This window comes from Nocardioides sp. WJ219, from assembly GCF_058559815.1.
This window is the reverse complement of sequence record NZ_JBZUJV010000006.1, coordinates 148499-166228: the sequence shown is the minus strand read 5'-3', so window position 1 is coordinate 166228 and position 17730 is coordinate 148499. Positions and strand designations below refer to the sequence as shown.

18 protein-coding genes are annotated in these 17730 nt (G+C 73.7%); 9 read left to right on the top strand and 9 right to left on the bottom strand.

The genetic code is table 11. The annotated features are described in order from the left end of the window. The first annotated feature begins 38 nt into the window (after nucleotides 1–38). The 7 genes from AC4MBH_RS15660 to trxA all read left to right on the top strand — a co-directional run bounded on the left by AC4MBH_RS15660 (nucleotide 39) and on the right by trxA (nucleotide 9028). The gene (locus AC4MBH_RS15660) at nucleotides 39–2330 is read left to right on the top strand and encodes a DUF6049 family protein (protein ID WP_491795838.1); all 2292 of its coding nucleotides are present in this window, start codon (nucleotides 39–41) and stop codon (nucleotides 2328–2330) included. Beyond that, nucleotides 2327–3997, top strand: a complete 1671-nt coding sequence (gene murJ, locus AC4MBH_RS15655; protein WP_491795837.1) for a murein biosynthesis integral membrane protein MurJ — start codon at nucleotides 2327–2329, stop codon at nucleotides 3995–3997. The genes AC4MBH_RS15660 and murJ overlap by 4 nt, the downstream gene beginning before the upstream one ends. A 74-nt stretch (nucleotides 3998–4071) precedes the next feature. Continuing rightward, the gene (locus tag AC4MBH_RS15650) at nucleotides 4072–6045 is read left to right on the top strand and encodes a protein kinase family protein (protein WP_491795836.1); all 1974 of its coding nucleotides are present in this window, start codon (nucleotides 4072–4074) and stop codon (nucleotides 6043–6045) included. Next, nucleotides 6038–6712 carry an RNA polymerase sigma factor SigM gene (gene sigM / locus AC4MBH_RS15645; RefSeq protein ID WP_491795835.1) on the top strand — a complete coding sequence of 225 codons (675 nt, stop codon included), beginning with the start codon at nucleotides 6038–6040 and terminating at the stop codon, nucleotides 6710–6712. The genes AC4MBH_RS15650 and sigM overlap by 8 nt, the downstream gene beginning before the upstream one ends. A 55-nt stretch (nucleotides 6713–6767) precedes the next feature. Beyond that, nucleotides 6768–7529: a hypothetical protein gene (locus tag AC4MBH_RS15640; RefSeq protein WP_491795834.1), complete on the top strand. Its 762-nt coding sequence runs from the start codon at nucleotides 6768–6770 to the stop codon at nucleotides 7527–7529. Between the two features lie 88 nt (nucleotides 7530–7617). After that, complete coding sequence (gene trxB / locus AC4MBH_RS15635; RefSeq protein WP_491795833.1) at nucleotides 7618–8616, top strand: thioredoxin-disulfide reductase; 999 nt, start codon at nucleotides 7618–7620, stop codon at nucleotides 8614–8616. Between the two features lie 85 nt (nucleotides 8617–8701). Further along, nucleotides 8702–9028, top strand: coding sequence for a thioredoxin (gene trxA / locus AC4MBH_RS15630; RefSeq protein ID WP_491795832.1), 327 nt, complete (start codon nucleotides 8702–8704; stop codon nucleotides 9026–9028). A 55-nt stretch (nucleotides 9029–9083) separates the two neighbouring features. Here trxA and AC4MBH_RS15625 read toward each other — a convergent pair whose 3' ends face one another. Next, nucleotides 9084–9740 carry a GNAT family N-acetyltransferase gene (locus AC4MBH_RS15625; protein ID WP_491795831.1) on the bottom strand — a complete coding sequence of 219 codons (657 nt, stop codon included), beginning with the start codon at nucleotides 9738–9740 and terminating at the stop codon, nucleotides 9084–9086. A 44-nt stretch (nucleotides 9741–9784) separates the two neighbouring features. Between AC4MBH_RS15625 and AC4MBH_RS15620 the strand changes: the two genes are divergently transcribed. Together AC4MBH_RS15620 and AC4MBH_RS15615 are read left to right on the top strand one after the other, a co-directional pair. Further along, nucleotides 9785–10999, top strand: coding sequence for a pyridoxal phosphate-dependent aminotransferase (locus AC4MBH_RS15620; protein ID WP_491795830.1), 1215 nt, complete (start codon nucleotides 9785–9787; stop codon nucleotides 10997–10999). A 73-nt stretch (nucleotides 11000–11072) separates the two neighbouring features. Then, on the top strand, nucleotides 11073–11837 hold the full coding sequence (locus AC4MBH_RS15615; RefSeq protein ID WP_491795829.1) for a lysophospholipid acyltransferase family protein: 765 nt from the start codon (nucleotides 11073–11075) through the stop codon (nucleotides 11835–11837). A 58-nt stretch (nucleotides 11838–11895) separates the two neighbouring features. Here AC4MBH_RS15615 and AC4MBH_RS15610 read toward each other — a convergent pair whose 3' ends face one another. From AC4MBH_RS15610 to rpmH, 8 genes are all read right to left on the bottom strand, one after another. Then, nucleotides 11896–12870, bottom strand: coding sequence for a ParB/RepB/Spo0J family partition protein (locus AC4MBH_RS15610; protein ID WP_491795828.1), 975 nt, complete (start codon nucleotides 12868–12870; stop codon nucleotides 11896–11898). Continuing rightward, nucleotides 12867–13754, bottom strand: a complete 888-nt coding sequence (locus AC4MBH_RS15605; RefSeq protein ID WP_491795827.1) for a ParA family protein — start codon at nucleotides 13752–13754, stop codon at nucleotides 12867–12869. Before AC4MBH_RS15605 ends, AC4MBH_RS15610 begins: the two co-directional genes overlap by 4 nt. Nucleotides 13755–14010: 256 nt before the next feature. Continuing rightward, a complete protein-coding gene (gene rsmG, locus AC4MBH_RS15600) occupies nucleotides 14011–14661 on the bottom strand; it encodes a 16S rRNA (guanine(527)-N(7))-methyltransferase RsmG (RefSeq protein ID WP_491795826.1) in 651 nt (216 codons plus the stop codon). A gap of 117 nt (nucleotides 14662–14778) precedes the next feature. Continuing rightward, nucleotides 14779–15348 carry a Jag family protein gene (locus AC4MBH_RS15595; protein ID WP_491795825.1) on the bottom strand — a complete coding sequence of 190 codons (570 nt, stop codon included), beginning with the start codon at nucleotides 15346–15348 and terminating at the stop codon, nucleotides 14779–14781. Then, nucleotides 15345–16529, bottom strand: coding sequence for a membrane protein insertase YidC (gene yidC / locus AC4MBH_RS15590; RefSeq protein ID WP_491795824.1), 1185 nt, complete (start codon nucleotides 16527–16529; stop codon nucleotides 15345–15347). Before yidC ends, AC4MBH_RS15595 begins: the two co-directional genes overlap by 4 nt. 5 nt (nucleotides 16530–16534) lie before the next feature. Then, nucleotides 16535–16837: a membrane protein insertion efficiency factor YidD gene (gene yidD, locus AC4MBH_RS15585; protein ID WP_491795823.1), complete on the bottom strand. Its 303-nt coding sequence runs from the start codon at nucleotides 16835–16837 to the stop codon at nucleotides 16535–16537. Further along, complete coding sequence (gene rnpA / locus AC4MBH_RS15580; RefSeq protein WP_491795822.1) at nucleotides 16834–17190, bottom strand: ribonuclease P protein component; 357 nt, start codon at nucleotides 17188–17190, stop codon at nucleotides 16834–16836. Before rnpA ends, yidD begins: the two co-directional genes overlap by 4 nt. Nucleotides 17191–17245: 55 nt before the next feature. Next, nucleotides 17246–17383, bottom strand: a complete 138-nt coding sequence (gene rpmH, locus AC4MBH_RS15575) for a 50S ribosomal protein L34 (protein ID WP_304805141.1) — start codon at nucleotides 17381–17383, stop codon at nucleotides 17246–17248. Nucleotides 17384–17730: the final 347 nt, after the last annotated feature.

The following is a 17730-nucleotide window of genomic DNA, read 5'->3' as shown; positions in this document are numbered from 1 at the left end:
AGCGCGGCGCGCACCGCCGACCCGGATACCCTCGGGAGGTGGCCAGACCCCCGAGATGCCTGCGCGCCCTCGTGGCGACGGTCGGGGTCGCCACCGTGCTCTGCGTGGCCCCCGCCCCGGCCTCGGCGGGCCCGGCGGGCCCGGCGGGCCCGGTGGGCCCAGAGGGCCCAGCGACCCCGGCCGCGCCAGCCGCCCCGGCCCGCGCCGCCGCCGCCGCCGCCGCGGGAAGCGTCGCCCCGGGCGACGACCCGCTCGGCGTCACCATCTCGACGATGAGCCCGTCGTCGCTGCCGACCACCGGCAACATCCGGGTCACTGGCACCGTCACCAACCGCACCGACGAGACCTGGAGCCGGATCCGGCTGTACGCGATCGTCGGCGACGGCGAGCTGTTCGAGCCCATGCGCAACCAGGGCGAGCTCGCCCGGGCGATGCAGTCCCCCCTCGACGAGGTCGTGGGCCTGCGCAAGACGACCGTCGGCACGCCCGGGTCCGTCGCGTCCCTGGCGCCCGGCGCCACGGCCTCGTACACGATCGTGCTGCCGGCCGACGCCGTCGAGGTGACCCGGGCCGGCGTCTACTGGTTCGGCGTCCACGCGCTCGGCGGGAGCCCGTCGGTCCCCGACGAGGAGGACTTCGCCGACGGCCGGGCCCGCACCTTCCTGCCCTACGTGCCCCGCCGGTTCGAGGCCACGCCGGTCGCGACGTCGCTCGTCGTGCCGCTGGCCCAGCCGGTCCGCTACGCCCCGGACGGGTCCGTCGACGACGTCGAGGGCTGGGAGAGGGCGCTCGGGCCCGACGGCCGCCTCACCAAGCTCCTCGACTTCGTCGACCAGGGCACCGACCCGGTGACCTGGCTGGTCGACCCCGCCCTGGTCGACGCCGTCGACCACCTGGCCCGCGGCAACCGGCCCCGCAGCCTGGGTCCCACCCGCACCCCCGGCCCCGGGACCGGGTCACCGAGCGGGGAGCCGACGCCCGACGAGCCGGCCGAGGACGCCGAGCCCGTCGAGCTGCCCGACGTCGCCCGCACCGCGTCGACCTGGCTCGACCGGCTGGGCGAGACGCTGGCCGACGACGAGGTGCTGACCCTGCCCTACGGCAACATCGACGTGCCCGCCACGCTCGCCCACGCGCCCGAGCTGCTCGACCTGGCCCTGGCCCAGCGCAGCTCCGCGCTCGCCGACCTCGGTGTCGAGTCCGCCCCCGTCCTGACGTCCCCCAGCGGCTACCTCGACGGCGACAGCATCCGGGCCGCCGACCGCGACACGCGGGTGCTCGTCACCGATCGGATGCTCGGCGACAAGCCGCCGGCCGCCGTCGACGTCGACGGCCACCGGGTCCTGGTCACCTCCTACGGCGCCACGCAGGGCGGTCCCCCGCCCGGGGCGCCGCTGACGCCCGTCGGCATCCGCCAGCGGCTCCTGGCCGAGGCCGCGGTGCGGGTCATCAAGAACGACCGCCGCCCGCTCGTCGCCGTCCTGCCGCTGGAGTGGGGCCTCACCGAGCCGTCGGGGTTCTTCGGTGGCCTCGACGTCCCGTGGGTCGACCATGGCTCACTGGCCGCCGTGGAGTCGGCCGCCGGCACGCCGGAGACGGTGTCGGCCGACGACCTCGACTACACCCGCCTCCAGCGCCGTCGCGAGCTCGACGCGGCCACGGTCGACGACGTCCGCGGCCTCATCGACGCCGGCGACACCCTCCAGAACGTGCTCGTCGACAACACCGAGGTGGGCGGCGTCATCACCGAGGAGGCGCTGACCGGCCTGTCCTACTTCGTCCGCTACGACCAGGGCGTCGGCCGCCTCACGACCAACCGGTCGCGCGCCTGGGTCGACGAGCGCCTCGGCGGCGTCCAGGTCACCGCGTCCCCCGGTGTCACGCTCTCCAGCGACGCCGGCGAGTTCGTGGTCACCCTCACCAACACCCTCGACCACCGCGTCTCGGTGAGCCTCCGGGCCGAGTCCGACGCCGGCATCGAGGTCGACGCGCCGGAGGAGATCGTGCTCGCGCCCGGCGCCCGCGACACCGTGTTCCTCGAGGCCCGCACCACCACCAACTCCGTGCACAACGTCGAGCTGGTGGTCACCGACGCCGCCGGCACGCCGCTGGGCTCGACCGACGAGCTGCCGATCCGCGCGACCCAGGTCAGCGGCGTGATCTGGATCATCCTGGGCACCGGCGCCGGGCTGCTGTTCCTGGCGATCGCCGTCCGGCTCGTGCGCCGCGTGCGCGCGGCCCGGCGCGGCGACCCGGGCGCCGGTCGACGTTCGGCCCAGCCGGTCGAGGACCCCGATCCCGCCGCCGCACCGTCGGTCGAGGTCGGATGAGCACCGGACCCGACGCGGCACCCGCCGCCGAGCAGCGCACGGTGCTGGCCAACAGCGCGGTGATGGCGGCCGGCACGGCGGTCTCGCGGCTCAGCGGGTTCGTGCGGTCGGCCCTGCTGGCGGCGGCGCTCGGGCTGAGCCTGCACGCCGACATCTTCACCATCGCCAACACCGTGCCCAACATGCTCTACATCCTGCTGGCCGGCGGCGTCTTCAACGCCGTGCTGGTGCCCCAGCTGGTGCGCGCGATGGCCCACGACCCCGACGGCGGTGACGCCTACACCAACCGGGTCGTCACCCTCGCGGCGCTGTTCCTCGGCGCCGTCACGGTCGCGCTCGTCGTCTTCGCCCCGCAGCTGATGTCGCTCTACCTCGACGACCGCTACGACGACCCCGACCGCGCCGCCCACCTGGCCTCGGTCGTCGACCTCGCGCGGTACTGCCTGCCGCAGGTGTTCTTCTACGGGATGTTCGTGCTGGTCGGGCAGATCCTCAACGCGCGCGGCCGCTTCGGCCCGATGATGTGGGCACCGATCGCCAACAACATCATCTCCATCGCGGTGCTGGTGGCCTACCTGCTCACGTTCGGACCAGCCCGCGGGCCGGAGCGGTTCGGCCCGTTCGGCAGTGGGCAGGAGCTCCTGCTCGGCGTCGGCTCCACCGTGGGGATCGCCGCCCAGCTGGCGATCCTGGTGCCCTACCTCCGCCGGGCCGGCTACACCTTCCGCCCGCGCTTCGACTTCCGCGACGCCGGCCTCGGCCAGACCTTCCGGCTCGGGGTGTGGACCGTGCTGTTCGTCGTGGTCAACCAGGTCGCCTACACCGTGGTGGTGGCGCTGGCCTCGGGCGGCACCGCCGACGGCGGCGACGGCACCGGCTACGCCGTCTACTCCTCGACGTTCCTGATCGTGATGGTGCCGCACTCGGTGATCACGGTGTCGCTGGCCACCGCGATCCTCCCCCAGCTCTCCCGGCACGCGACGGCCGGCGACCGGCCCCGGCTCGGGGCGACCCTGGCCTCGGCGCTGCGCACCGCGCTGGCGGTCGTCGTCCCGTTCGCGGCCATCCTGCCGTTCGTCGCCGAGGACCTCGCCAACGTCATCTGGGGCCACGGCGCCGCGTCCGACGACTTCGAGCGCTACGCCCCGTCCCTCGCGCTGTTCGGCCCGGGGCTGGTGCTGTTCACCGTGCACTACCTGGTGCTGCGCGGCTTCTACGCCCTCGAGCTCAACCGCACGGTGTTCCTCATGCAGTGCGGGGTCGCGGCGACCAACATCGTCGCCGCCGTGCTGATCGTCCGGTCGGTCGACGCCGAGGGCACCTCCCCCGCCCTGGTGCTCGCCTACGCCGCGTCGTACGCCGTGGGCGCGGCGCTGTCCTACACCGTCCTGAGCCGGCGCCTCGGCGGTCTCGAGACCGGCCGCCTGGTGCGGTTCGCGGCCCGGCTGGCGGTGGCCGTCGCGGTTGCCACGGCGGTCGGCGGCGGCCTCGCCGTCGTCCTCGACGGCCTGGCCGACCAACCCCACTGGGCCCTCGCCGCCCTGCGCGGCGGCACCGTCGCCGCGGTCACGGGCGGGGTGTTCCTGCTGATGGCCCGGGTCACCGGGATCACCGAGGTCACCACGGTGGTGCGGACCGTCACCCGCAAGGTCAGCCGCGCCCGCTGACCTGCAGCGCGGTGGACCCCACCGGTCCTACGATGGCCGGGACCACGCACGTCCCACCGAGGAGTCGACTTCAGGTGCCGCACGCCACCCGGCCCGGTGACGTCCTCGGCGACCGCTACCGTCTCGTGGACCTCCTCACCGAGAGCGAGGGCGGCCGCTTCTGGCGCGCCCACGACCCGGTGCTCGAGCGGCACGTCGCGATCCACGTCATCCGGGGCGACGACGACCGCGCACCGGCCCTGATGGACGCCGCGCGGCGCTCGGCCACCGTCCCCGACCGCCGGGTGCTGCGGGTGCTCGACGCCGAGTGCACCGACGACGAGTGCTACGTGGTCAACGAGTGGGGCTGGGGCGCCTCCCTCGACATCGTCGTCGCCGGGCACGGACCGCTCGACCCCCGCCAGGCCGCCTGGCTCGTCGCCGAGGTCGCCGACTCGATCGCGCTGGCCCACGACCTCGGCGTCGCCCACGGCCGCCTCAACCCCGAGAACGTCCTCGTCGACCGCGCGGGCGGGGTCCGGATCATCGGCCTGTGCGTCGACGCCGCCCTGCACGGCCTCGACGACCGCGCGGGCGACCCGGTCCGGCGCGACCTCGACGACCTCGCCGGCCTGCTCTACTGCGCGCTGACCGGCCGCTGGGCCGGGTCGTCCGGCTCCATCGTGCCCGCGGCACCGCGCAAGCACGGCGACGTGCTCCGGCCCCGCCAGGTCCGCGCCGGCATCCCCGGACCGCTCGACCTGCTCTGCGACGACGTCCTGCACCCGCTCGCCCAGGGCCGCCACCGCGAGCCCGGCGAGGAGACCGCCACGGCCCGGGGGATGGCCGACTACCTCGCCGAGTTCGTGGGCGACCCCGTCGGCATGCCCGAGGCCGTGCTCGCCAGCACCCCCGACGTGCTGCCCGAGGAGGAGCAGGTCGTGCTGCCGCCCGTGCCCGAGGTCCTCCCCCACGACGAGCAGGACGACGAACCGTACGACGAGTCGCCCGCCGCACCGCCCGCCGAGCCGCCCGCCGAGCCGCCCGCCGAGCCGCCCGTCCCGGACGACGCCACCGTCCGGCGCCCCGCGCGCGAGGACGACCGACCCACCCAGGCGGGGGTCCCGATCTTCGGTGAGGACGGCGACGACGTCTCGTGGCTCGAGCGCCGGTCGACCCCGCCGCCGCCCCCGCCGCCGTTCGAGGCGCCCCCCGAGCGGCCGCTCTTCGCCCCCGAGCCCGCCGGTGGCGTCCCGCGCCGGGCGCCGCGCGACCCCGCGACCAGTGGCGCGACCAGTGGCGCGGGCAGCCGCACCGGCGGGGCCGGGGGCGACGCCGGCGGGTTCTGGCCGTGGGACACCGGAGCCGGCGCCGGTCCCGGCGGCGCCACCGCGGCCCCCGTCCCGGCCGACGACGGGCCCGTCCCCGGCCGGACCTTCCTGCGCCTGGCGACCGTGCTGGCCGTGCTGGTGCTGCTCGGGGTGGCCGTGGTGGTGGCCATCAAGCTGTCGGGCGACGACGAGACCGGCGGGTCGAGCCCCGACCGCTCCGGTGGGAGCACGGCCGGCCTGACCTCCGGCGACCCGTCCGCGCGACGAGCCGCCGGCGGGCGGCCGATCGCCGACCTGGCGGTGGCGGCGTACGACCCCCAGGGCGACCCGCCCTCGGAGAACGACGAGGACGCCGCCCTGGCCGTCGACGGCGACCCCGCCACCCGGTGGACCACCCAGGGCTACGAGGACCAGCTCGGCACCGTCGACGCCCTGAAGTCGGGCGTCGGCCTGGCGCTCGACCTCGGTGGGGAGCGCGAGGTCGGTCGGGTCGAGCTGACCCTCGCCGGCACACCGACCTCGGTGTCGGTCTACCTCCTCGACGCCGACCCGCGGGAGGCCGACGACCTCACCCGCCTCGAGCCCGCCGCCCAGGGCACCGCCGACGGCGACCGGCTGGTCCTCGACACCGGCGGCGCCCGCGGCTCGCACCTGGTGGTGTGGCTGACCTCGCTCCCCCTCGACGACGAGGGCCGGTTCCGCGGCAGCGTGGCCGAGGTGGTGGTCCGCGGTGGCTGACGACGCCCCGACCGACGCCGAGCTGCTCGCGGCCCACGTGGCCGGCGACCCCGCCGCCTTCGGCGTGCTGTTCACCCGCCACCGCGACCGGCTCTGGGCGGTCGCGCTGCGCACCATGGGCAACCCCGACGACGCCGCCGACGGGCTCCAGGACGGCATGATCGCCGCCTACCGGCGCGCGGCGTCCTTCCGCGGCGAGGCCCAGGTCACGACGTGGCTCCACCGCGTCGTCGTCAACGCCTGCCTCGACCGGCTCCGGGCCGCCAAGGTACGCCGCGCCGAGGCGCTTCCCGACGACCTCGACGAGCACGCCGGCCGCGGGTCGCTGGTCTCGGCCACCGACGAGGCCGCCGACCCGGCCGACGTCGCCGTGAGCACCGACCGCCGCCGCCAGGTCCTCGACGCGCTGGCGCAGCTGCCCGAGGAGCAGCGCGCCGCGCTGGTGCTGGTCGACATGGAGGGCTACCCGGTCGCCGAGGTGGCGGTGATGCTCGACTGCGCCGTCGGCACGGTGAAGTCGCGCTGCTCGCGGGGCCGCACCCGCCTGGCCTCGCTCCTCGCGCACCTCCTCGACGACGCGAGCGGGCCCGGCCCCGCTGCCCCGGGGAACCCGCCGCCCCCCGGCGCCGTCCCATCCACGCACCCGCCGCGGGGCCCTCCGGCCTGAGTCACCCCCACGCCGACCGCCACCCCACCGCCACCCACCACCCGGAAGTGTCCCCATGTCCCAGCACGAGCCCGAGGCGAGCGCTGCCGAGCAGGAGGCCGTACGCCGCCTGCTCGCGCAGGCGCGCCACGACGAGCCCGTGCCCCCCGACGTGGCGGCCCGGCTCGACGCCGTCCTGGCCGGCCTGGTCTCCGAGGGACCGCGCGGCATCGCGCCCCCGCCGCCGCCGCTGCGGCCCCCGCCGCCGTACCGACCCGGTCCCGAGCCCGCCCCGGTCGTCGACCTCGCGGCCCGCCGACGTCGGCGTCGGGTCACCGGGCTCCTGGGTGCCGCGGCCGCCGTGGTCGTCCTCGGCGTCGGCGTCGGTCAGGTCATCGACACCGACGGGGGCTTCGAGTCCGACGACTCGAGGAGCGCGTCGGGCGGCTCCTCGGCGGAGCGCGACCAGGGGGACGCCGCCCTGCCGGAGGCCCTCGAGCCGGAGTCGACCCCGAGCACGGTGCCGCCCGGCGGCGCGGAGGACGACGTGCCGACGGTCGGCGCACCGACGTTCTCCGACGACGCGGAGCGGCTGCGCGGGCGCCGCGGCACGCCCTCGACCGACTCCCTCCCGCTGGGCGGCGCCGACCTCACCTCCTCGCCGGTGTTCGAGTGCCCTCCGACCGTGTGGGGCGAGGGCCGCTTGCTCGCCGTCCGGTTCCGGAGCCTGCCGGCGGTGCTGGCCTACCGGCCGCCCGTGGGCGACACCCAGACGGTCGAGCTGCTGCAGTGCGGCAGCGGCGACGTGCTGCGGTCGACGGTGATCCCCTTCCCCTGAGCCGGGCCGGGCAGGCCCGGAATGGGCCTCGCCTACCATGCGTTGGAGCGAGTACCACCGCCCGCCACCTTCGAGGAGACCCTCCCGCATGTCCGAGTCCCCGACCCGCAACGTCATCATCATCGGCTCCGGGCCGTCGGGTTACACCGCCGCCGTCTACGCCGCCCGCGCCAACCTGGAGCCGCTGGTCCTCGAGGGCTCGGTCACCGCCGGCGGCGCGCTGATGAACACCACCGAGGTCGAGAACTTCCCGGGCTTCCGTGACGGCATCATGGGTCCGGTCCTGATGGACGAGATGAAGGCCCAGGCCCGCCGGTTCGGTGCCGAGCTCGTCCCCGACGACGTCGTCGAGGTCGACCTCACCGGTGACGTCAAGGTCGTCAAGACGGCCACCGAGACCTACACCGCCCGTGCGGTGATCCTGGCCATGGGGTCGGGCTACCGCAAGCTGGGGCTCCCCAACGAGGACGCCCTCTCCGGACGCGGCGTCTCCTGGTGCGCCACCTGCGACGGCTTCTTCTTCCGCGAGCAGCACATCGCCGTGGTCGGCGGCGGCGACTCCGCGATCGAGGAGGCGACGTTCCTGACCCGCTTCGGGTCCAAGGTGTCGCTGATCGTGCGCCGCGACGAGCTGCGCGCCTCCAAGATCATGCAGGAACGCGCGTTCGCCGACCCCAAGCTCGACATCGTCTGGAACTCCGTGGTCGACACCATCAACGGCGACGGCCAGCTCGAGTCGGTGACCCTGCGCGACACCGTCACCGGCAAGACCCGCGGCCTCGACGCCACCGGCCTGTTCATCGCCATCGGGCACGACCCCCGCTCGGAGCTGCTGCCCGGCCAGGTCGACCTCGACGACAACGGCTACGTCGTGACGTCCCACCCCAGCACCGGCACCAACCTGCCGGGGGTCTTCGCCGCGGGCGACCTGGTCGACCACATCTACCGCCAGGCCATCACCGCCGCCGGCACCGGCTGCGCGGCGGCCCTCGACGCCGAGCGCTACCTGTCCGAGCTCGACCACCACCTCGCGTCGTCGGGGGCCGAGGCCCAGGAGCGGGCCGACGCCGAGGTCGCCGTCCTCTGACCGGGCCGCACGTGGGGCCGGGAACACGTCCGGTCCCGTCGGCGTTCACCCAGGACAGCCAGTTCCGTCAACGAAGGGAAGCAGCGTGGCCAACATCGCAGCCGTGACCGACGCCGAGTTCGAGTCGCAGGTCCTCAAGTCCGACAAGCCCGTCCTGGTGGACTTCTGGGCCGAGTGGTGCGGTCCGTGCCGCCAGGTCGCCCCGATCCTCGACGAGATCGCCACCGCGCACGGCGAGAAGATCACGTTCTTGAAGATGAACGTCGACGAGAACCCCGTGACGCCGTCGTCCTACCGCGTCACCGGCATCCCGACGATCAACGTCTACCAGGGTGGCGAGGTCGTCCGCAGCATCGTCGGCGCCCGCCCGAAGGCCGCCCTGCTCAAGGAGCTCGAGGAGTTCACCGCCTGAGCCCACCCGCGAGCCCGCTCGCGAGGTCGGTCCGCTCGGCACCGGACCCCGGACGTCACCCGACGTCCGGGGTCTCGTGCGTCCGGAGCGTGGGCGAGGGCGTCGGGCCGGGTCGCACGGCCCCGACCAGCCGCTCGATGGCGGCCTCGACCTCGTCCTTCCAGGTCAGGGCCGAGCGCAGGTCCATCCGCATCCGCGGCGTGGTCGGGTGCGCGCGGTGGGTGCGGAAGCCGACGTGCGCCAGGAAGTCGGCCGGCGGCAGGCACCCGGCGCGGCCCCGGCTGTCGCCGAAGGCCTCCACGGCCCGGACGCCGCCGCGCTCGACCAGATCGCGCGCCATCGCCTGGACCAGGACCCGACCGAGCCCTCCCCCGGCGTGCGCCGGGGCGACGTACGCCGTGGTCATCAGGACCGCGTCGGACGACACCGGCGCGGTGGGGTGCCCGGCGGCGCCCGCGACGAACGCCGGCGGGGCGTAGACGACGTACCCGACCGGGACGTCGTCGACGAGCACGACGCGCCCGCACGACCCCCACTCCCGGAGCACCAGCGACAGCCAGGCGTCCTTCTCGGCGGCGGCGTCCTCGGCGCGGTCGATCCGGCCCCGACGGACGGGGTCGAGCTCCCACCGGACGCAGGAGCGGCACGGGAGGCCGGACTCCCCCAGGGCGTGCAGCCGGTCGGGCGTGAGCCGCACCACCCTGCGTGCCATGAAATAGGAGCGTAGCCGCGTCGCGTGCCTGCCAGGATGGGGCGATGCGCCAGATCCGCCAGAGCAAGAAGCTGCACGACGTCCGCTACGACGTGCGGGGGCCGATCCTGGTGGAGGCACAGCGCCTGGAGTCCGAGGGGCACCGGATCCTGCGGCTCAACATCGGCAACACCGCGCCCTTCGGCTTCGAGGCGCCCGAGGCGATCCTCGCCGACGTGACCCGCCACCTGGCCGACTCCCAGGGCTACAGCGACTCCCGGGGCATCTTCTCGGCCCGGACCGCCGTCGCGCAGTACTACCAGCAGCGCGGGCTCCGCGACACGGCCGTCGACGACGTGTTCATCGGCAACGGCGTCTCCGAGCTGATCTCGATGGTGCTGCAGGCCTTCGTCGACGAGGGCAACGAGATCCTGGTGCCGGCCCCCGACTACCCGCTGTGGACGGGCGCGGTGACGCTCTCCGGCGGCGTCCCGGTGCACTACCTGTGCGACGAGTCCAACGGCTGGAGCCCCGACCTGGCCGACGTCGAGGCCAAGATCACCGAGCACACCCAGGCCCTGGTGATCATCAACCCCAACAACCCGACCGGCGCCGTCTACAGCAAGCAGGTCGTCGACGGCCTGGTCGACATCGCCCGACGCCACGAGCTCGTGGTCTTCGCCGACGAGATCTACGAGAAGATCATCTTCGACGACGCGGTGCACCACCACGCCGCGGCGTCCGCCGGCGACGACGTCCTCTGCCTGACGTTCAGCGGCCTGTCCAAGGCCTACCGCGTCTGCGGCTACCGGGCGGGCTGGGTGATGATCTCCGGGCCGCAGGAGATCGCCACCGACTTCCTCGAGGGCCTCACCCTGATCGCGAACATGCGGATGTGCGCCAACGTGCCCGGCCAGCACGCCATCCAGACCGCGCTCGGCGGCTACCAGTCGATCGAGGAGCTGATCGTCCCCGGTGGCCGGCTGTACGACCAGATCATGCTGGCCGACCGGATGCTCAACGAGATCCCCGGCGTGACCTCGGTGCGCCCCCAGGGCGCGCTCTACTGCTTCCCCCGACTGGATCCGGAGGTCTACCGGATCGAGGACGACGAGGCGTTCGTCATCGACCTGCTGCGCGCCAAGAAGATCCTGGTCACCCACGGCACCGGCTTCAACTGGCCGCACACCGACCACTTCCGCCTGGTGACGCTCCCCGACGTCGCCGTCCTCGAGGAGGCGATCGGCCGGATCGCCGACTTCCTGGCGACGCGGCGCTGATCGCCCCCCGGCGACGGCCGCCGGGGATCTCTGGCACGCTCGGTCTGACCTCGACCCCCAGGAGCACCGCCGCATGCGCGACCTCACGTACTCGCCGATCATCCTGACGGCGAAGACCGGCTTCCGGCTGCTCGGCCAGCGGTTCCAGACGAGCGGCACGGAGCACGTGCCGCGCACCGGCGGCGTGCTGCTCGCGGTCAACCACATCGGCTACGTCGACTTCGTCTACGGCGGGCTGGCCGCCGACCCGGCGGGCCGCAAGGTCCGCTTCATGGCCAAGCGCGAGCTGTTCGACCACGCGGTCACCGGCCCGTTGATGCGCTCGATGCACCACATCGAGGTCGACCGGGGCGCCGGCGAGCGGTCGATGGGGGTCGCGCTCGACTACCTGCGCGCCGGTGAGGCCGTGGGGATCTTCCCCGAGGCCACGATCTCGCGCTCGTTCGAGCTCAAGGAGTTCAAGACCGGTGCGGTCCGCGTGGCCGCCGAGGCCGGCGTCCCGCTGGTGCCGGTGATCCTGTGGGGCACCCAGCGGATGATGACCAAGGACCACCCCCGCGACTTCGCCCGCGGCCGGACCATCGCGGTGCGCGTCGCCCCACCGCTGCACCCGACCGGGGCCGACCCCGTGGCCGAGACCGCGGAGCTGCGACGGGTGATGACGTCGCTGCTCGACGAGACGATCCGGACCTACCCGGCGGACGAACAGCCTCCCGGCTCGTGGTGGCTGCCGGCGTCGTACGGCGGCTCGGCGCCGTCGCCGGCGGAGGCTGCTCGGCTTGATGCCGAGGAGAAGCGGGTTCGGGCCGAGCGCCGCGCTGCCCGCGGCGGCGAGTAGCGGCGTCTCGACAAAGCGTCACATCGCTTTGTCGACAACGCGCTTTGTCGGCAGGGTGCTAGATCGGCCGGTCGTCGCGGTTGCGCGGGTCCATGATGTCGACGATGCGCTGCAGGTCGTCCAGCGTCGCGAACTCGACGGTGATCTTGCCCCGGCGCTGGCCGAGCTCGACCTTGACCCGGGTCTCGAGGCGGTCGGAGAGCCGCTCGGCGAGGTCCGCGAGCCCGGGGGCGCTGGGACGGCGGCGGACCTGACGGGCGCGGCCCTCCCCCGGCTCGGCCACGGCGACGATCTCCTCCAGCGCACGCACGCTGATGCCCTCGGCCACGACGCGCTGGGCCAGCCGGTCCTGCAGGTCGGGGTCGTCGACGGCGAGCAGGCTGCGTGCGTGCCCGGCCGACAGCACGCCGGCGGCGAGGCGGCGCTGCACCGGGGGGCTCAGCCTCATCAGCCGGATGGTGTTGCTGATCTGCGGCCGGGAGCGGCCGATCCGCTGCGCCAGCTCCTCGTGGGTGCACTCGAAGTCCTCGAGCAGCTGGACGTAGGCCGCGGCCTCCTCCAGCGGGTTGAGCTGGCTGCGGTGCAGGTTCTCCAGCAGCGCATCGCGCAACATGTCGACATCGTCGGTCTGGCGCACGATGGCGGGGATCCGGTACATCTCCGCCTGCTGCGCGGCCCGCCACCGGCGCTCGCCCATGATCAGCTCGTACTCGTCCGGCCCGACGGACCGCACCACGATCGGCTGGAGCAGGCCGACCTCCTTGATCGAGTGCACCAGCTCGGCCATCGCCTCCTCGTCGAAGACCTGGCGGGGCTGGACCCGGTTGGGTCGGATCCGGTCGACGGGCAGCTCGGAGAAGTAGGCCCCCCGCACCGGCAGCAGGTGGGCGATCTGCGCCATCGGGTCGGTCGACTCCTCCGGCTCCGCCCCGGTGAGCTCGGGGCCGACGGCGGGGGCGGCCTGCGGGGCCGGGGGGATCAGGGAACCCAGGCCGCGTCCGAGTCCGCGCTTCTGCGGGGCGGGCTTGCTCATCGGTGGGCTCCCTTGGTGGCGATCTCGCGCGCGGCCTCGAAGTAGGACAGCGCTCCGGGCGAACCGGGGTCGTAGGTCATCACGGTCTGGCCGTACGACGGCGCCTCGGAGACCCGCACCGACCGGGGGATCGCGGTGCGGAGCACCTGGTCACCGAAGTGCGACCGCACCTCCTCGGCGACGCCCGCGGCGAGCCGGGTGCGCGCGTCGTACATGGTGAGCAGGATCGTGGAGACGTCGAGGTCGGGGTTGAGGTGGGCGCGCACCATCTCCACGGTCTCCAGGAGCTGGCCCAGGCCCTCGAGCGCGTAGTACTCGGCCTGGATCGGGATCAGCATCTCGTCCCCGGCCACCAGCGCGTTCAGGGTGAGCAGGCCCAGGGACGGCGGGCAGTCGATGAGGACGAAGTCGAACCGGTCCGGGTCGGCCGCGCGGGCGTCGTTCGGGTCGGTGGCGACGAGCGGGTGCCCGTGGATGGCCTTGCGCAGCCGGCCCTCCCGGGCCACGACGCTGACCAGCTCGATCTCAGCCCCGGCCAGGTCGATGGTGGCCGGCACGACGTGCAGCCCGGGGAGATCGGGGCAGGGGCTGGCCACCTCGGCCAGCGGCCGGCCCTCCACCAGGGCGTCGTAGGTGGATGGCGCTCCGCGGCCGTGCTCCACGCTAAGCGCGGTGGACGCGTTGCCCTGGGGGTCCAGGTCGACCACCAGGACGCGCTGACCGAGCTGGGCGAGAGCCGCCGCGACGTTGACCGTGGTCGTCGTCTTGCCGACGCCGCCCTTCTGGTTCCCCACCACCATCACGCGGGTGGCACGGGGGCGCGGGACCGCCTCTGACCGGGTGCCGGCGGTCTTGGACTGCCGGGCGAGCAGGCTGTGCTGCACCGCCCGCGCCAGGGGTGTCGCGTCGGTGTCGTACGCGTCGTCCAGGTCGGCCAGGTCTCCGGCTGTGCGCGGGCGAGCCCCGGAGGGGCCGGTACCCGAGCCGGGGGAGGACCCGGATGGACTGGGGGGGAACGTCACTACCAACTCCGTTTCACGTGAAACAGCAGCATGCCAGGCTCGACCGCGGCTGGGGACAACAGGCCGCCGACCTGTGGATAACTAGGCGATTCAGGCGGGGGACACCGGTGGACAACGGTCAACGCCGCTTGCGGGAGCGGGACCGACCAGCGGCCTTCTCCCGAGCCGGCCACGATACCGACTCGGGTCGCTCCCACGCGATGTGGACGGCATAGGTGGGGACATCGGCACCCTCGGCACCCAGCTCCACCACCCGCGGCGCCGCGGCGCCCCACCGATCCAGGACGGCGCGGGCCTCGGCCAGCTCGTCGGTTACCCGCGAGCCCTTCAGCACCACCATCGATCCGTGCGGCGCCACCAGGGGGAGGCACCACGGCACCAACCGGGTCAGCGGGGCGACGGCGCGGGCGGTCACCACGTCGAACCCGGGCGCCAGCTCCGCCCTCGCGTGCAGCTCCTCGGCGCGACCCCGAACCACCACGGCGTTGGTGAGCCCCAGGGCAGAGACCGCCTCCTCCAGGAACGTGGCCCGCCGCAGCAGCGGCTCGACGAGGGTGACCGAGACGTCCGCGCGGAGGATGGCCAGCACCAGACCCGGAAGACCGGCGCCCGCGCCCACGTCGGCCACCGACGCGTCCACCGGCACCTGCGGTGCGAGCAGGGCGCAGTTGACCAGGTGTCGCTCCCAGAGGCGCTCCACCTCGCGAGGTCCGATCAGCCCACGCACCACCCCGTCGGACGCGAGCAGGCCCGCGTACCGCTCGGCCACCGGCAGCCGATCGCCAAACACCCCCCGCGCCTCGAGCGGCGCAGGGGGTGCTGCTGGCGTTTCACGTGAAACGTCCACCACGTTCTAGACCGCCACGCTCTCTAGACCGCCACGCTGCTAGACCGGCAGCACGATGACGTAGCGCCGCGGCTCCACGCCCTCGGACTCGGACGTCAGGCCGGCCGCCGAGACCGCGTCGTGCACCACCTTGCGCTCGAACGGCGTCATCGGGTCCAGCGACAACGGCGCGCCGGACTCCCGGACCCGGGTCACGGCCTCGTCGGCCTGCTCGATCAGGCGCAGCCTCCGGTCGGCGCGGAACCCGGAGATGTCCAGCATCAACCGGGACCGGTCGCCGGTCTCCCGGTAGACGGCCAGCCGGGTGAGCTCCTGCAGGGCCTCCAACACCTCGCCGTTGCGACCGACGAGCTGCTGCAGGTCGGCGCCCACGATCGACACCGCCGCGCGGTCGCCCTCGACGTCCATGTCCAGGTCGCCGTCGAGGTCCGCGATGTCCAACAGCTCCTCGAGGTAGTCCGCCGCGATGTCGCCCTCGTTCTCGAGCTGCTCCAACCGGGTTCCGGGACGCTCGGTCCCGACCTCGGTCCCGACCTCGGTCCCGGCCTCCGCTCCGACCTCGGTGGCCGCTTCGGGGGATGGGCTGCTCACGTCTGCCTCGGCACTCATCGGTTGCCTCCTCGCTGCTTCTTCGACTTCGACTTGTTCTGTGGCCGCTGACCGGGGCTCGGTGCCTTCGGTCGCTGACCCTTGGTCTGCTGGCCGCCGGCCGGCCGGCGTTCGGCGGTGCTCGGCGCCTGCTCGGTTGCCCGGTCCTTGCCGAGGTCCACCTCGGAGGCACGCGGCTGAGCCGCCGCGGACCCCCCGGATGCCCGCGCGGCGGCCTGGCGCTGCGCCTTCGTCTGGCGCTTCGGCTGCTGGCGCGTCGCCGCCCGGCGGTCGACGTCGTCGGCGTCCTTGGTCAGCACGACGTCACCCTCGCCGGCGACGACCTTGCCCTTGGCGCGATCGCGGTCGAGCTTGGCCTGGTAGGCCAGCGTGCCGGGCGCTGGGTTGTTGCGGATCACGTAGAACTGCTGGCCCATGGTCCACAGGTTCGAGGTCGTCCAGTACAGCAGCACCCCGATCGGGAACGCGACGCCCGAGATGCCGAACACCAGCGGGAGCACGTAGAGCAGGATCTTCTGCTGCTGGGCGTAGGGGCCGGTGAGCGCGTCGGCCGGCATGTTCTTGCTCATCAGCTGGCGCTGGGTGGTGAACGTGGTCGCCGTCATCGCGATCACCAGGATCGCCGCCACGATGATCACGCTCACCTCGGTGCCGCCGGGCGACCAGGGCGCCGACCCCCAGAAGGTGTCCGAGATCGGCACCACGCCGAAGATCTTCGACTCGCCGAAGTCCTCGGCCCGGGCGTCGGAGAGGAAGCCCCGGCCACCGCCGTTGTCGCCCTTCTTGGCCGCCTGGTCGAGGAGCCGGAACAGCGCGAAGAAGATCGGCATCTGGAGCAGCAACGGCAGGCAGGACGCGAACGGGTTGGTGCCCGCATCCTTGTAGAGCTTCATCGTCTCCTCGCCCAGCCGCTGCCGGTCGTGGCCGTACTTCTTCTGCAGCTCCTTGACCTTGGGCTGGATCAGCTGCATGTTGCGCTGGGACTTGATCTGCTTGACGAACAGCGGGATCAGCAGCACCCGGATCACGACGGTCAGCCCGATGATCGACAGGGCCCAGGACGTGCCGCCCTCGGGGTCGAGGAACAGGCTGAAGAGCTCGTGCCAGCCGAGCATGATCCCGGAGATGGCGTAGTAGAGCGGCGTCATGATGAAGCCGCCGATGTCAGAGAAGAACCCCACGGGACTCAAGCTCCTTGCTGGTGGGTCGGGCCGCCCAGGAGGGCGGCGGCGGAACTCGGGGGAGCGGGGTCCGGTTCGGTCGGCGCGGGCACGTCGCGCGGCGGGACCTTGTCGACCCCGCCGGGTGCCCAGGGATGGCAACGCGCCAGTCGGCGGACCGCGAGCCAGGAACCCCGCAGGCTGCCGTGGACCTGGACCGCCTCGAGCGCGTAGGCCGAGCAGGAGGGGTAGTAGCGGCACACCTCGCCGTACAGCGGGCTGATCAGCAACCGGTAGGCCTTGAGGAACGCGATGAGGACATGCTTCACGCCGGCACCCCGGCGCCGGCGACGCCGAGACGCGCCAGCAGGGCCGCGAGGTCGCGGCCCAGCACCTCGGCCCGCGCGCCAGCCGCCCGTGGCAGCGCGCGCACGACGACCACCGAGCCGTCGGGGAGATCCTCGAGGTGCTGGCGCACCAGGTGGCGCAGCCGGCGCTTGACCTGGTTGCGCACCACGGCGTTGCCGACCGCCTTGCTCACCACGAAGCCCACCCGCGTCGGAGCGGCGTCGTCAGCAGCGAGCACGTGCACCACCACCGTCGATCCCGCGGCGCGCCGGCCCCGACGCGTCGCGTCCCGGAAGGACACGGCGTCGGTGAGGCGGTGTGCCGCAGGCAGCACGACCGGGCTCGAGGGTCCGCGGCCGGGGGCGAAGAGACTGGCGTCGAGCCGGAGCTCAGACGGCCAGGCTCTTGCGGCCCTTGCGACGGCGGTCCGCCAGGATGGCGCGGCCGGCGCGGGTGCGCATGCGGAGGCGGAACCCGTGCACCTTGTGGCGACGACGGTTGTTCGGCTGGTAGGTGCGCTTGCTCACGGCATTCCTTCGGTCGTGGGTCCGCGCGTGGCGCGCGGTTCTCGTACAGTCGTGGTCACGGCCCCGCGTGCCGGACAGCCCGCCGATTTCGCGACACGAAACAGCGACCCGCGGCACCACTCGGAACCTCGTGACCAACAGACGGTACGCGCTGCCCGGAGACAGGGTCAAACCACGGCGCGGTCGAGACGGCCTGCCTGTGGATGACCGCTTGCCCGCGCCGCGGCGCGCGGGCTACGTTGCGAGACATCGGGCTTCCCCTCCGCACCCCGAGCACCCCTGCAGACCGCCGCCTTCCTCTCGGCCATCCCGCGCCCCTACAGCGCCCTGACCTGCGAGAACGCGGC

What these genes read in the sequence shown, in the direction of transcription:
- AC4MBH_RS15620 (WP_491795830.1), top strand. Translation starts at nt 9,785, where the DNA reads ATGCGCCAGATCCGCCAGAGCAAGAAGCTGCACGACGTCCGCTACGAC.
- AC4MBH_RS15640 (WP_491795834.1), top strand. Translation starts at nt 6,768, where the DNA reads ATGTCCCAGCACGAGCCCGAGGCGAGCGCTGCCGAGCAGGAGGCCGTA.
- AC4MBH_RS15625 (WP_491795831.1), bottom strand. Translation starts at nt 9,740, where the DNA reads ATGGCACGCAGGGTGGTGCGGCTCACGCCCGACCGGCTGCACGCCCTG.
- AC4MBH_RS15610 (WP_491795828.1), bottom strand. Translation starts at nt 12,870, where the DNA reads ATGAGCAAGCCCGCCCCGCAGAAGCGCGGACTCGGACGCGGCCTGGGT.
- murJ (WP_491795837.1), top strand. Translation starts at nt 2,327, where the DNA reads ATGAGCACCGGACCCGACGCGGCACCCGCCGCCGAGCAGCGCACGGTG.
- AC4MBH_RS15595 (WP_491795825.1), bottom strand. Translation starts at nt 15,348, where the DNA reads ATGAGTGCCGAGGCAGACGTGAGCAGCCCATCCCCCGAAGCGGCCACC.
- AC4MBH_RS15615 (WP_491795829.1), top strand. Translation starts at nt 11,073, where the DNA reads ATGCGCGACCTCACGTACTCGCCGATCATCCTGACGGCGAAGACCGGC.
- trxB (WP_491795833.1), top strand. Translation starts at nt 7,618, where the DNA reads ATGTCCGAGTCCCCGACCCGCAACGTCATCATCATCGGCTCCGGGCCG.